Source organism: Acidimicrobiia bacterium (genome assembly GCA_035948415.1).
In the GTDB taxonomy this organism is placed as follows: domain Bacteria; phylum Actinomycetota; class Acidimicrobiia; order IMCC26256; family PALSA-555; genus PALSA-555.
Genome location: DASZJD010000054.1, coordinates 20,996 through 34,788, shown reverse-complemented (window position 1 = coordinate 34,788; position 13,793 = coordinate 20,996). Strand labels below are relative to the sequence as shown.

The window sequence follows — 13,793 nt, the reverse complement described above, 5'->3', positions numbered from 1 at the left end:
CCTAACGGGGTCCGCCCGGCGCGCCGAGGAGGGCCTCGGCCAGGAGCTCCACGTCGTCGAGGGCGCCGACCTGGAACGGCACCGCTCCGGCCCCGACGACGATGGTCTCGACCCCGAGCTCGTCCCACGCGGCTCGTTGCTCTCGCACCTGCTCGACCGTGCCGACCAGCCGGCCGACCCGCCACTCCTCCAGCGTCACCCCGTCGAGCACCCCTCGCGGGGTGACGGCCCGCAGGCGCTCGAAGCGCCGGGCCAGGTCGCGCTCGTCCTCTCCGGCGAGGGCGTAGAGGCCGACGGACCGCCACACCGACCCGGGGTCACGGCCGGCGTCCTCGCACGCGGCCTCGAGGACCGCGAGCCGCTCGCGGTACGCGTCGGCGGTCCAGACCCAGCACGTGTTCCACCCGTCGGCGCGGTCGACCGCGGTGCGGATCACGCGGTCGCCCTTCCCGCCGATGAACACCGGCGGGCGCGGGACCTGCAGCGCCGGCGGGTCGAGGATGGCGTGACGGGTCTGGTAGTGGGTGCCCGCGTACGTGAGCGGCTCCCCGCCGAGGAGCCCGGCGACGATGTCGGTGGCCTCGCCGAGCCGCGCCACCCGCGTGCCCGCGGTCGGCATCGCCACGCCGAGCGCCTGGTACTCGGGCTCGTACCAGCCCGCGCCCAGCCCGACGTCGAGCCGGCCGTCGGCGAGACGGTCGAGGGTGGCGAGCGCCTTGGCGAGCACCGCGGGGGGTCGGAGCGCCTCGCAGAGGACGAGCGTCCCGAGCCGGGGCCGACGGACGATGCCGGCGAGGGCGGCGAGGGTCGCGATCGGCTCGTAGACGCCGTACCGCGTCGGACCGCCGCCGTACTTCGCCAGGTCGAAGAAGAGGTGGTCCGACAGCCACAACGAGTCGTACCCGAGCGCCTCGGCCCGCCGAGCGTGGTCGGCGACGGTGGCGAACCGGAGCGGCGACTCTCCGGGCACGGAGTAGTCGTACTGGGGCAGCGCCAGGCCGATGCGCACCGCCGAACCCTATTTTCTCGGGCCGCCGCGGGCTCGGGCCGCGACGGCCGCCGGCGCTCCTACCTTGGACGCGTGCTCGAGTGCGTCGCCAACGTGGCCGAAGGGCGGGACCGCGCCGTGCTCGAGGAGCTCGCCGCCGCGTGCGGGCCGTCGCTCCTGGACCTGCACGTCGACGCCGACCACCACCGGTCGGTGTTCACGCTGGCCGGGCCGGGGCCGGGCGACGCCAGCGAGGCGGCCCGGGCGCTGGCCCGTGCCGTCAGCGCGCGACTCGATCTCACCGGCCACGAGGGCGTCCACCCCCGCCTCGGCGCGCTCGACGTCGTGCCGTTCGTCGCCCTCGACGAGCCCCCGGCGGCCGCCGTCGAGGCGGCCCGGACCTTCGCGGCCTGGCTCGCCCACGAGCTGGGCGTGCCCGCCTTCCTCTATGACGCCGCCGACCCGGCCGGGCGGTCCCTCCCCGAGGTGCGGCGGGCGGCGGCGGGCGGCCAGGCCGCCGACGTCGGCCCGGCTCGGCCCCACCCGAGCCTGGGTACGGCCGCGGTCGGCGCCCGCGCCCCGCTGGTGGCCGTGAACTGCTGGCTCGCGCCGGCCGACGTCGACCTCGCCCGCTCGATCGCGGCGGGGGTCCGGGGCCGGGACGGCGGCCTGCCCGGGGTGCGGGCGCTGGCCTTCCCGCTCGGCTCCCGCGACGGGGTGCAGGTCTCGCTGAACGTCACCGACCTGGAGGCCACGGGGGTGGAGGCGGCGTGTACGGCCGTCCGCGAGCGGGCCGCGGCGGCGGGCGCAGCCGTCGACCGGGTCGAGTGGGTCGGCCTGGTGCCGGAGGCCGAGGTGGCGCGGTGCAGTCCCGAGTTCCTGACCTGGAGCGGGCTCGACCGGTCCCGGACCGTCGAGGCCCGGCTGGCCGCCGCGCCGCGCCGGTGATCAGGCCGAGGCCAGGCGGCGGCGCTCGAGCGCCCGCTGCCGGCGCACCCGGCGGCGCTCACGCTCCGAGAGGCCGCCCCAGATGCCGAACTTCTCGCCGTGGTCCAGGGCGTACTCGAGGCAGTCGGCTCGGACCTCGCAGCTCCGGCACACGGCCTTGGCCTCCCGGGTCGAGGCGCCACGCTCGGGGAAGAACAGGTCCGGGTCGACCCCCAGGCAGTTGGCCCGCTCCTGCCACCGCCGGCCGTCGCCCTCGGGCAGGCCTCGCACCAGCTGGATGAACTCTTGCACCTGCACCGGCATCCCCTCGAAATCACATCGATGGAATTCCATTGGTGGTACTCTGAAGGGGACCAGCGGGTGGACGCAAGCGGAACTTTGGTCGTGCCGCGAGTTTTGTCCGATTCGCCCGGGTTCGCGGGCGGGGATTCTCGCCGCCGTCACCCCTGATGCGACTCGAAGCCGTCCGCGGCGACATCACGCGGGAGTCGGTCGACGCCGTCGTGAACGCCGCCAACCCGGCGCTGGGGCGGGGTGGGGGCGTGTGCGGGGCGATCTTCGCCGCCGCCGGCCCTGGGCTCGACGCCGCGTGCGCGGCGCTCGGCGGGTGCGCCACCGGCGACGCCCGGGCCACGCCCGGCTTCGCCCTGCCCGCCCGGTGGATCATCCACGCGGTCGGCCCGGTCTGGCAGGGCGGCGACCACGGCGAGCCCCAGCTGCTCGCCACCGCGTACCGGCGTTCCCTCGCCGTCGCCGACGAGCTGGGGGCCCGGTCCGTCGCCTTCCCCGCCATCTCGACCGGGATCTACGGGTACCCGCTCGCGGGCGCCACCGACGTGGCCGTGGCGACGGTCCGCGACGCCCCGTCGTCGCTCGAACTCGTGCGCTTCGTCTGCTTCGACGACCGCACGCTCGCCGCCTACCAGGAGCGGCTGCCCTGAGCGGGCCTCAGCTCGCCCGACGGTGGTGGCGGCGCTGCTCCAGGAAGTCGACGAGCACGTAGTCGCCCAGCGTGTCGGGCGTCGTGAAGAACGCGCGGCCCCGGTTCAGCTGCATCATCCGCTCGACGAAGCTGCGCAGGTAGTAGGTCTCGTCGAGCATGAAGGTGTTGATGCGGATGCCCTCGCGGGTGCAGCGCATGACCTCCTTCAAGGTCTCCTCGATCGTCACCGGCGACGGCGGGTACTGGAAGTAGGCCTCGCCGCCCTCGATGTGGGCGGTCGGCTCCCCGTCCGTGACCATGATCACCTGCTTGGTCCCGGTCTGGCGGCTGAGCATGCGACGCGCCAGCAGCAGCGCGTGCTGCATGTTGGTCCCCCACTCGAAGTCCCAGCTCATCTCGGGGAGGCGCTCCGGCGCGACCTCGCGGGCGACCCGGCCGAAGCTGACGAGCCCCATGTAGTCGCGGGGGAACTGGCTGGTGATCAGCGCGTGCAGCGCCATCGCCACCTTCTTCGCCGAGAGGAAGTTGTCCCGCATCGGCATGCTCAGCGACACGTCGAGCGCCAGCACGGTCGCGCTCCGGGTCGTCAGCTCGGTGCGCTCCACCTCGAAGTCCGCCGGGGCCAGGCGCACCGGCGTGCCCGCGCCCTGGCGCCAGATGGCGTTCTTGACCGTCTGCTCCACGTTGAGGTGGAACGGGTCGCCCCACTCGTACGGCTTGTGCTCGTACGCGGGGTCGTGGCCGACGCCGGTCCGCTCGGACTCGTGCCTGGCCGCCCGGTCCTTCATCAGCTTTCGGAACAGGTCGCCGAGCGCCTTCTGCCCGATGGCCCGGATCCCGCGAGGGGTGAGCTCGAGCCGGCCCTCGCGCTGCTCGATGAGCCCGGCCTCCTCGAGCAGGCGGGCGAGCTCGGCCAGCCGCTCCAGCGAGCGGGCGGCGTCGTCACCGAGCAGCTCCCGGGCCCGGTCGAGGTCGACCTCCGCCAGCTCGCCCGGCTGGGTCGCCTGCCGCAAGAGGTGCTCGAGGTCGTCCATGTCGCCGAGCGCGTCGAGGAGCCCGGGCATCTGGCCCATCGAGAGCGGGTTCTCGCCGCGGAACGGCATCGAGCGCTCCCACGGCAGGTTCGGGAACGCGCCCTGGAGGTTCCGAGCCAGCTGGTCGACCTGCCAGCGCAGGTCCATGTCCTCGAGCAGCGACTCGGCGAGCGCCTGGAGCTGGGCCCGCTGCTCGGGGGTCATGGAGTTCATCAGCTGCTGCATCTGGGCCATCGACTGGGCCATCTGCTCGAGCAGCTCGTCGAGGGTCCGCGGGTTGCCGGGGAAGAAGTCGCCGTAGCGGGACATGAACCCGTCGAAGTCGGGTTCCTCCCCGCGCTCTCGCTGCTCGAGCATCTGGTTGAGCTCGGCGAGCATGTCCTTCATCCGCTGCATCCGCTCGGGAGACAGGTTCTGCATGCCCTCGGACATCTGGTTGAAGTAGCTCTGCATGAGCTGCTCGCGCAGCCGCTCCATGAGCTCCTCGAAGCGCTGTCGGGCCCCGTCGTCCATCCAGTCGTGCGCCTGCAGCTCGTTCACGCGGCCGGCGAGGTCCGGCGGCAGCCGGTCGAGCTGCTCCCGACGCTGCTGGGCCAGCTCGTCGACGATCTCCTGGCGACGCTGGTCGCCGGACTGGCGGGCCTCGTCGACCCGTCGCTCGATCCCCTCCCGCTCCTGCTCGACGATCTCGCGCAGCTGCTCGGCGATGTCCTCGTAGACGCCGCCGAGGTCGTAGCGGTCGAGCATCTCGTGGCGCTGCTCGCGGAGGCGCTGCAGCATCTCGCGCAGGCCCATGAGCTGCTCGCCGTTGCGGTCGCGCATCCCCTGCTGCAGCAGCCGGCGCAGGCTCGCGTGGAGGTCTCCGTGGTAGAGGAGGTCGTCGGTCATCTCGTCGAGCAGCGCGTCGGCGTCGAGGTCGAAGCCGCGCTGCGTCCCGTCCCAACGCGAGTACTGGAACCCGCGGGCTTCCCGATCTCGACGACGGCGGCCCAGCACCCGGCCACCGTACCCGCGGGCGCGCCGCTGGCTCTCGCCCGTCCCGGACCGGCGCGGCCGCCCCGAGCCCGGCCGGCAGGGGCGCGGCGCCACAATGGCCCCGTGCGCGGCCGGCTCGTCATGTGCTCGCTGGCTCTCGCCGCGTTCGTGGCCGGCTGCAGCGGGGGCAGCAGCTCGGGCGCCGGGCTGCGGCCGTTCTGCGAAGCGGCGAGCCGCTACGAGACCGAGCTCGAGCGGGAGGCGACGAACGGCAAGGTCGACGCCACGAGGCAGGTGTCGATCGTCCAGCAGATCGCGGCGAGCGCCCCGCCCGCGGTCCGAGCCGACGCGGAGACGTTCCTGAGCGCGCTCAAGCAGGCCCAGCGCAATCCTCAGGTCAGCCGCGACCCGGCGGTCACGAAGCCCGCGCACGTCGCCGCCGACAACGTGAACCGCTACGCCTCCCAGAAGTGCGGCTTCTTCAACCAGCAGCCGCAAGGGATGTAGGCGTTAGCCCCGCCCGCGGTAGGTCGCTCGGGCGCCGACGGCGTCCTTGTTCAGCCGCTTCGAGAGGTGGAGGCCCTCGAGCACGAACTCCAGGGCCGAGGCGACCGCGGCCGGGGTCTCGCCCACCTCGAGGTCGACGAGGGTGTCCTTGAGCCCGGGCAGCTGCGGCAGGAGGTTGGCGTACTGCACCGAGGGCACGTCGGCGCCGGTGTGGACCACCAGCCCGTTCTCGAAGGCGCCGACGAGCGCGGTGAGCCGGTCGGGGCGGCATCGAGCCCGGAAGGTGTCGAGGGTCGCCGCCTTCACGATGCGGTCGAGCACCTGCTCCTCCCGCCCGTCCTCGACGGTCTCGAACTCGAGCTTCCCGGCCGTGCTGGCCACGAGCGCCTCGAGGTCGCTCACCCGGGGGACGACCTCCTGCTCGCCGCCGCGCAGCGCCCGCCGCGTCGCGTTGGCGACCAGGGTCTCGTAGTTCGTGATGGAGAGCCGAACCGACACCCCCGAGCGCTGGTTGACGTGCGGCGAGCGACGAGCCTGCTGGCTGATCTCAGCGACGATCTCGGTCATGAAGTCGGGGACGGTCACGGCCAGGCCGTCCCCGGCCACGGGTCGGGCCTCCTGGTCCACGACGTCCATCTCGACCTCGACGTCGAGTGGGTAGTGGGTGCGGATCTGCGCGCCGAAGCGGTCCTTCAGGGGCGTGATGATGCGTCCGCGGTTCGTGTAGTCCTCGGGGTTGGCGGAGGCGACGAGCATGAGGTCGAGCGGGAGCCGGATCTTGTAGCCGCGGATCTGGACGTCGCGCTCCTCCAGGACGTTGAGGAGGCCGACCTGGATCCGCTCCGCCAGGTCGGGCAGCTCGTTGATCGAGAAGATCCCTCGGTTCGTGCGGGGCACCAGCCCGTAGTGGATCGTCAGCTCGTCGGAGAGGTAGCGGCCCTCCGCGACCTTGATCGGGTCGACCTCGCCGATGAGGTCGGCGATCGACGTGTCCGGGGTCGCGAGCTTCTCGCCGTAGCGACGCTCGCGGTGCACCCACTCGATCGGTGTCTCGTCGGCGCGCTCGGCGACGAGCACGCGGGCGTGGTGCGAGACCGGATGGTACGGGTCGTCGTTGATCTCGCTGCCGGCGACGATCGGCAGCCACTCGTCGAGCAGCCCGACCAGGGAGCGGATCATGCGCGTCTTCGCCTGCCCGCGCTCACCGAGGAAGATGACGTCGTGCGCGGCCAGGAGCGCGTTCGCGAGCTGTGGCAGCACGGTGTCGTCGAAGCCGACGACACCGTCGACGATCGGCTCCCCCGCCGCGATGCGACGCATGGCGTTGTCTCGCACCTCGAGCTTCACGGGTCGTGACGTCCACCCGCTCGATCGCAGCTCGCCGAGGGTGCCGGGACGGGTCATGCAGGCCTCCGGGGACGGGGAAACGCGCGGCAGCGTACCAAGAGTGCTTCGGCGTCCCGTCGCCGGGACGGTTCTCCGATCCCGACATCGATCGCGGGCGCCCGCGTGCACGCCGACACCGGAGCCGCCCATCGAAGCCCGGTTGGGCCCATCACAACCCCGCGGGGCTAGCGTCGAGTGACCGCGGAGGAGGACATGACGAGGCTCGACGAAACCCTCTCGACCGAGGATCAGCGAGAGGGCGCCGACGCCGCCGACCGGCTCCTGCGCTGGACCGGACCGCCGGTCCCCCCGACCCGCCGCCCGGCCCCGTTCCCGCTGCAGTTCTGGCGCTCGGGGATCGGCAAGAAGTGGGCCATGGCCGTGACCGGCATCGTGCTGCTCTCCTACGTGCTGGCCCACATGATCGGCAACCTCAAGGTCTTCCTCGGTCGCCACGAGATCAACACCTACGCCGACTGGCTCCGCACCCTCGGCGAGCCGGCCTTCCCGCGCACGGTCGTCCTCTGGGCGCTGCGCACCGGGCTCATCGCGGCCTTCTTCGTGCACATCGTCGCCGCGGCCCAGCTCACCCGGATGAACCAGCGGGCGCGACCCCAGCGGTACCGGTCGAAGCGCGACTACGTCGCCGCCAACTACGCCTCCCGCACCATGCGGTGGACCGGCGTGATCGTCGGCCTGTTCGTCGTGTTCCACCTCCTCGACCTGACGTGGGGACCGGCGAACCCGCACTTCGTGCGCGGCGACCCCTACGACAACATGTTCTACAGCTTTGATCGCGTCCCCGTCGCCATCGTCTACATCGTCGCCAACGTCGCGCTGGGCGTCCACATCTTCCACGGCGCCTGGTCGATGTTCCAGAGCCTGGGCTGGAACAACCCTCGGTTCAACCGGTGGCGGCGATGGTTCGCGTCTGCCTTCGCCGGCGTCATCATCGTCGGCAACGTCAGCATGCCGCTGCTCATCACGACGGGCGCGGTGACCCGATGAGCCCGATCGACCTCGACGCGCGGATCCCGAGCGGCGCGATCACCGACAAGTGGGACGAGCACAAGTTCGCCGTCAAGCTCGTGAACCCATCGAACCGGCGCAAGTTCAAGGTCATCGTGATCGGCAGCGGGCTCGCGGGGGCCGCGGCCGCGGCCACGCTCGGTGAGCTCGGCTACGAGGTGACGATGATCACCTTCCACGACTCGCCGCGTCGTGCCCACAGCATCGCCGCGCAGGGTGGCATCAACGCGGCGAAGAACTACCGCAACGACGGCGACAGCGTCTACCGCCTCTTCTACGACACGATCAAGGGCGGCGACTACCGCTCGCGCGAGGCGAACGTCTATCGCCTCGCCCAGCTGAGCGTGAACATCATCGACCAGTGCGTCGCGCAAGGGGTGCCGTTCGCCCGCGAGTACGGCGGGCTGCTCGACAACCGCTCCTTCGGCGGCGCGCAGGTCTCCCGCACGTTCTACGCCCGCGGTCAGACCGGTCAGCAGCTGCTGCTGGGCGCCTACCAGGCGTTGATGCGCCAGGTGCACCTCGGGACCGTCAGCCTCCTTCCCCGGACCGAGATGCTCGACGTGGTCATCCACGAGGGACGGGCCGTCGGCGTCGTGACCCGGGACCTCATCACCGGGGACGTCGTCTCCCACGCCGGGCACGCCGTCGTGCTGGCAACGGGCGGGTACGGCAACGCCTTCTATCTGTCGACGAACGCCAAGAACTCCAACGTGACCGCGATCTGGCGGGCGCATCGACGCGGCGCGCTCATGGCGAACCCCTGCTACACGCAGATCCACCCGACCTGCATCCCGGCCAGCGACGACTTCCAGTCGAAGCTCACCCTCATGAGCGAGTCGCTGCGCAACGACGGCCGCATCTGGGTCCCGATGCGCCCCGACGACGAGCGTCCACCCGACCAGATCCCCGAAGCCGATCGCGACTACTTCCTCGAGCGCCGCTACCCGGCCTTCGGCAACCTCGTCCCGCGCGACGTCGCTTCCCGCGCCGCCAAGCGCGAGGTCGACGCCGGACGGGGTGTCGGTCCCATCAAGAACGGCGTGTACCTGGACTTCTCCGAGCCCATCACCCGGCTCGGGCGAGACGTGATCGAGGAGCGCTACGGAAACCTCTTCCAGATGTACGAGCGCATCACCGGCGAGGACCCCTACACGGTGCCGATGCGCATCTACCCGGCCGTGCACTACACGATGGGTGGGCTCTGGGTCGACTACAACCTGATGTCGACGGTGCCGGGCCTCTATGTGCTGGGCGAGGCGAACTTCTCCGACCACGGCGCCAACCGGCTCGGCGCCAGCGCCCTCATGCAGGGCCTCGCCGACGGCTACTTCGTGCTGCCGGCGACGATCAACGACTACCTCGCCCCGCTCCTCGGCAGCGACCCGATCCCCACCGACCACCGCGCCTTCCTCGACGCCGAGACGGAGGTCAGCGAGCGGGTCCGGGCCCTGCTGAGCGTGCGCGGCAGCCACTCCGTCGACCACTTCCACCGCGAGCTCGGCAAGGTGCTCTGGGACGACTGCGGCATGGAGCGCAGCCAGGCCAGCCTCGAGAAGGCCCTCGCCGAGATCCCGGCCCTGCGAGACGAGTTCCACAAGGACGTGCGCGTGCTCGGGGACGGGGAATCGCTGAACCAGTCGCTCGAGAAGGCCGGGCGCGTCGCCGACTTCCTCGAGTTCGGCGAGCTCATGTGCCGGGACGCCCTCCACCGCGAGGAGAGCTGCGGCGGCCACTTCCGGGTCGAGCACCAGACCGAGGAGGGCGAGGCGCTCCGCGACGACGAGCACTTCGCCTACGTGGCCGCCTGGGAGTACACGGGCGACACCGCTGCTCCGCGTCTGCATCGGGAGCCGCTCGGATTCGAGGCCGTCCACCTCGCCCAGCGGTCGTACAAGTAGCGAGCAGGAGCCCGCGTTGCAGATCATCCTCCAGGTGTGGCGCCAGGCCGGCCCGCTGGCGTCGGGCGGGTTCGAGACCCACCGGATGGACGACGTGAGCCCGGACATGTCGTTCCTCGAGCTCTTCGACGTTCTGAACGAGCGCCTGATCGCGGCCGGCGAGGAGCCGGTCGCCTTCGACCACGACTGTCGAGAGGGCATCTGCGGTTCGTGCGCCATGATGATCAACGGTCGGGCCCACGGCCCCGAGCGGGGCACGGCCACCTGCCAGCTGCACCTGCGCAAGTTCCCCGACGGCGCGCACATCACCGTCGAGCCGTGGCGGGCGGCGGCGTTCCCGATCATCAAGGACCTCTGCGTGGACCGGTCCGCCTTCGACCGGATCATCGAGGCCGGCGGCTACATCACGGCGCCGACGGGAGGCGCGCCGGAGGCCAACCTCACCCTGGTCCCGAAACCCGCCGCCGACACCGCGATGGACGCGGCGGCGTGCATCGGCTGCGGGGCCTGCGTCGCCGCCTGCCCGAACGGCGCCGCGCAGCTCTTCACCGCGGCCAAGGTCCAGCACCTCAATCTGCTTCCCCAGGGTCAGCCCGAGCGCTGGGATCGGGTCGTCAACATGGTCACCGAGATGGAGCGGTGGTTCGGGTCGTGCACCATGCACGGCGAGTGCGAGGCGGCGTGCCCAAAGGAGATCTCGATCGACTTCATCGCCCTCCTGAACCGCGACTACGTGAAGGCGCAGTTCAAGCAGCGTCGCCTCGCCGGTCAGCGCGCCTGAGCCACCTCGGCACGGCTGCGTCAGGACACCTGGTCGAGCGCCTGGCGCAGGTCGGCGACGAGGTCTTCGGCGGTCTCGAGGCCGACCGAGAGCCGCACGAGCGCCGGGTCGACGGCCAGCGGCGAATCCACGACCGACGCGTGCGTCATCCGAGCCGGGTGCTCGATGAGGCTCTCCACCGCACCGAGCGACTCGGCGAGGGTGAAGAGCCTCGTCTTCGACACCAGCGCCAGCGCCGCCGCCTCGCCCCCTGCGGCGAAGAAGCTCACCATCCCACCGAAGTCCCGCATCTGTCGGGCCGCGACCCGGTGGCCGGGATGGTCCGCGAAACCCGGGTACAGCACCCGGGCGACGGCCGGGTGGTCGCGCAGCATCACCGCGACCGCCCGCGCGTTGGCGCAGTGGCGCTCCATGCGCACGGCCAGGGTCTTAACCCCCCGGAGGACCAGGTAGCAGTCGAACGGCGAGGGCACGGCGCCCGCGGCGTTCTGCACGAACGCCGTCCGCTCGGCCAATCCGGCGTCGTCGAGGGCCACGAAGCCGCCGAGGACGTCCGAGTGGCCGCCGAGGTACTTCGTCGTCGAGTGCACGACGACGTCGGCGCCGCAGTCGAGCGGCTGCTGCAGGTACGGGGTCGCGAACGTGTTGTCGACGACCACCGTGGCGCCGCGGGCGTGCGAGACCGTCGCCACGGCTCCGATGTCGATGCAGCTCAGCATGGGGTTGGTCGGCGTCTCGACCCAGACGACCTTCGTCGTGTCGCGCCAGGCCTCCTCCAGCGATCCCGCGGCGGTGAGGTCGGCGGCGCTGCACGTCACCCCGGCGGTCTCGCGGAGGACCCGGGCCACGAGCCGGAACGTCCCGCCGTACGCGTCGCGGGGCAGCACGATGTGGTCGCCCGGGCGCGTCAGCGCCCGGAGCACCGCGTCCTCAGCGGCCATGCCGCTGGCGAAGGCGAGCCCGTGCGCGGCCCCCTCGAGGGAGGCGACGCACGACTCGAGCGCCGCGCGCGTCGGGTTGGCGGAGCGGGCGTACTCGTAGCCGCCGTGGTCCCCGACACCGGACTGCGCGAACGTCGTGGCCAAGGTGATGGGCGTGACCACCGCGCCCGTCACCGGGTCCGGGTCCTGACCGGCGTGGACGGCCCGGGTCTCGAAACCGTCGCCGCTGGTCATCCCGGAGCGCGCGAGGCGAGGAACTGCAGCACGTCCTGACGGGTGAGGACCCCGATCGGGTGGCCCCCGTCGAGCACCAGCACCGACGTGCCGGTGTCGAGGCGGTCCACGACGTCGCTCACCGTCTCCCCCACGCCGATCATCGGCATCGCCGGCTCCATCACCTGGCCGACCGGTCGGTCGAGCACCGACGGGTCGCGGAAGGCCTTGTCCATCAGCTGCAGCTCGCTCAGCGTCCCGGAGACCTCCTTGGCCGCCAGCGGGAGCTCCTTCGTGACGCTCACCACAAGCTGGCTGACCCCGAGGTCGCGCATGAGGGCGAAGCCGCGCCGCGCCGGCTCCTCCGGCGTGATGAGCACGAGGTCGGGGATCGGGCGCTCGCCGCCGACCCGCTTCGCGGCCAGCACGTCGCCGGCCGTCGGTCCGTCCTGCGTCAGGAAGCCGAACCGCCTCATCCACTCGTCGTTGAACACCTTCGAGAGGTAGCCGCGCCCGGAGTCCGGGAGCAGGACCACGACGAGCGCCTCGGGGCCGAGCTCGGCCCCGACGACGAGCGCGGCGTGCACCGCGGTGCCGCACGACCCCCCGACGAGCAGGCCCTCCTCCTGGGTGACCCGCCGGGCCGCGGCGAACGACTCGGCGTCGGTCACCATGACCGTCCGGTCGACGAGCCCAGGTTCGTACGTGGGCGGCCAGAAGTCCTCGCCCACGCCCTCGACGAGGTAGGGCCGGCCGGTGCCACCCGAGAACACCGAGCCCTCCGGGTCGGCGGCGATCACCTGCACCGCGGGGTTCTGGGCCTTGAGGTAGCGGGCCACGCCGGTGATCGTGCCCCCGGTGCCGACGCCGGCGACGAAGTGCGTGACGCGTCCCCCGGTGTCCCGCCAGATCTCGGGGCCGGTCGAGCGCTCGTGCTCGTCCGGGTTGGCCTGGTTGAAGTACTGGTTGGGCCGGAAGGCGTTCGGCGTGTCGCGGGTCAGCCGGTCTGCGACCGAGTAGTAGGAGTCGGGATGCTCCGGCGGGACGGCCGTGGGACACACCACGACCTCGGCCCCGTACGCGCGCAGGAGCGCCACCTTCTCGTCCGACATCTTGTCGGACATCACGAAGATGCACCGGTAGCCGCGCTGGGCCGCCACGATCGCGAGCCCGACGCCGGTGTTCCCGGAGGTCGGCTCGACGATCGTGCCGCCGGGCTTCAGCCGGCCTTGGCGCTCGGCCTCGTCGATCATGGCGACGGCGGGCCGGTCCTTCACGCTGCCACCCGGGTTCAGCATCTCGAGCTTCGCCACGAGGTCGCAGGCCAGATCGCGCCCGACCCGCCGCAGCCGCACCAACGGCGTGTTCCCGATCAGCGCGAGCAGCGAGTCGGCGATCTGCTCGGGGCCCGCGGGGTCGGACGAGACGGGCACGGCCGACACGACGCCGAGCGTACTGCCGGCCCGGAACGCAACCACCGGCCGCTCGCGGGCGCTCGCGCGCGGTCGTGACGCCGTCGTCGTCGGTGCTGGCGGCAGCGCTCCTCTACGCTCCGGGCGTTCGCGGATCGCCGCCCGGTCACCGACGACGGAGCGCCGACCCGGGGACCCGACCGGCGGACGCCAGGAGCGGAGGATGCAGGAGCACTCGTTCGCAGTGGACCTCGACGCACCGCGCGACGAGGTGTGGGAGATGTTCTGGTACCGAGCGCCGGATCGGCCACAGCCGCGCGACGTCAAGACCCGCATCGAGATCCTGCACCCCGGGGACGAGACCGGCGAAGGCCTCGTCCGCCACTGCTGGTTCCCGGTCCCGCGGTTCCTCCTGTCCGGCGGCGTGGGCCAGTCCTGGGAGTGGCTGACCAAGGTCCGACCGGTCCAGTCGTGGCGCTACGACGCCATCGGGAAGCCGCTGTGGTCGAGGGCGACCGGCCACACCCGCCTCGAGGACCTCGGCGGGGGGCGGACGCGCGTCCACTTCCACGAGACCTACGAGACCTTCAACCCGTGGATGCGCCGGCTGGGCCTCGAGCGCTACGTGCACCGGCGGCTGTCGCGTGACAACGACACCATCCTGGCCGCGCTCGAGGGCGGGCTGGCCTGGCACCGGCGTCGGCGCCGCGCTTCCTCGCCGGGATAGCCCGCGCC

At 72.1% G+C, this 13,793-nt stretch carries 13 protein-coding genes; 7 read left to right on the top strand and 6 right to left on the bottom strand.

The window, feature by feature from the left end; all coding sequences use genetic code 11:
* Position 1: 1 nt before the first annotated feature.
* Positions 2-1,009 (bottom strand): LLM class flavin-dependent oxidoreductase, encoded by a 1,008-nt coding sequence (locus tag VG869_07275; GenBank protein ID HEV3450989.1) that lies wholly within the window; start codon positions 1,007-1,009, stop codon positions 2-4.
* 72 nt (positions 1,010-1,081) lie between these two features.
* Here VG869_07275 and VG869_07270 point away from each other — a divergent pair, with 72 nt between their 5' ends.
* A complete protein-coding gene (locus VG869_07270; protein ID HEV3450988.1) occupies positions 1,082-1,936 on the top strand; it encodes a glutamate formiminotransferase in 855 nt (284 codons plus the stop codon).
* On the opposite strand, the gene VG869_07265 is transcribed toward VG869_07270, so the two are convergent.
* Positions 1,937-2,227, bottom strand: coding sequence for a WhiB family transcriptional regulator (locus VG869_07265; protein HEV3450987.1), 291 nt, complete (start codon positions 2,225-2,227; stop codon positions 1,937-1,939).
* Positions 2,228-2,385: 158 nt separating this feature from the next.
* On the opposite strand from VG869_07265, the gene VG869_07260 reads away from it, so the two are divergent.
* Complete coding sequence (locus tag VG869_07260) at positions 2,386-2,877, top strand: O-acetyl-ADP-ribose deacetylase (protein HEV3450986.1); 492 nt, start codon at positions 2,386-2,388, stop codon at positions 2,875-2,877.
* A gap of 7 nt (positions 2,878-2,884) precedes the next feature.
* Here VG869_07260 and VG869_07255 read toward each other — a convergent pair whose 3' ends face one another.
* A complete protein-coding gene (locus tag VG869_07255) occupies positions 2,885-4,909 on the bottom strand; it encodes a VWA domain-containing protein (GenBank protein HEV3450985.1) in 2,025 nt (674 codons plus the stop codon).
* Positions 4,910-5,011: 102 nt separating this feature from the next.
* Here VG869_07255 and VG869_07250 point away from each other — a divergent pair, with 102 nt between their 5' ends.
* Complete coding sequence (locus VG869_07250) at positions 5,012-5,395, top strand: hypothetical protein (protein ID HEV3450984.1); 384 nt, start codon at positions 5,012-5,014, stop codon at positions 5,393-5,395.
* A 3-nt stretch (positions 5,396-5,398) separates the two neighbouring features.
* Here VG869_07250 and VG869_07245 read toward each other — a convergent pair whose 3' ends face one another.
* Positions 5,399-6,799, bottom strand: coding sequence for a magnesium chelatase (locus VG869_07245; protein ID HEV3450983.1), 1,401 nt, complete (start codon positions 6,797-6,799; stop codon positions 5,399-5,401).
* A gap of 177 nt (positions 6,800-6,976) precedes the next feature.
* On the opposite strand from VG869_07245, the gene VG869_07240 reads away from it, so the two are divergent.
* Genes VG869_07240 through VG869_07230 form a run of 3 tightly spaced genes read left to right on the top strand, consistent with a single transcriptional unit; the run spans position 6,977 to position 10,492 of the window.
* A complete protein-coding gene (locus VG869_07240; protein ID HEV3450982.1) occupies positions 6,977-7,789 on the top strand; it encodes a succinate dehydrogenase cytochrome b subunit in 813 nt (270 codons plus the stop codon).
* Positions 7,786-9,711, top strand: a complete 1,926-nt coding sequence (locus VG869_07235) for a fumarate reductase/succinate dehydrogenase flavoprotein subunit (GenBank protein ID HEV3450981.1) — start codon at positions 7,786-7,788, stop codon at positions 9,709-9,711. The genes VG869_07240 and VG869_07235 overlap by 4 nt, the downstream gene beginning before the upstream one ends.
* 16 nt (positions 9,712-9,727) lie before the next feature.
* A complete protein-coding gene (locus tag VG869_07230) occupies positions 9,728-10,492 on the top strand; it encodes a succinate dehydrogenase/fumarate reductase iron-sulfur subunit (protein HEV3450980.1) in 765 nt (254 codons plus the stop codon).
* 20 nt (positions 10,493-10,512) lie between these two features.
* On the opposite strand, the gene VG869_07225 is transcribed toward VG869_07230, so the two are convergent.
* Together VG869_07225 and VG869_07220 are read right to left on the bottom strand one after the other, a co-directional pair.
* On the bottom strand, positions 10,513-11,667 hold the full coding sequence (locus tag VG869_07225) for a cystathionine gamma-synthase (protein HEV3450979.1): 1,155 nt from the start codon (positions 11,665-11,667) through the stop codon (positions 10,513-10,515).
* The gene (locus VG869_07220; protein HEV3450978.1) at positions 11,664-13,088 is read right to left on the bottom strand and encodes a cystathionine beta-synthase; all 1,425 of its coding nucleotides are present in this window, start codon (positions 13,086-13,088) and stop codon (positions 11,664-11,666) included. Before VG869_07220 ends, VG869_07225 begins: the two co-directional genes overlap by 4 nt.
* Before the next feature lie 193 nt (positions 13,089-13,281).
* Here VG869_07220 and VG869_07215 point away from each other — a divergent pair, with 193 nt between their 5' ends.
* A complete protein-coding gene (locus VG869_07215) occupies positions 13,282-13,785 on the top strand; it encodes a polyketide cyclase / dehydrase and lipid transport family protein (GenBank protein HEV3450977.1) in 504 nt (167 codons plus the stop codon).
* The last annotated feature ends 8 nt before the right edge of the window (positions 13,786-13,793 follow it).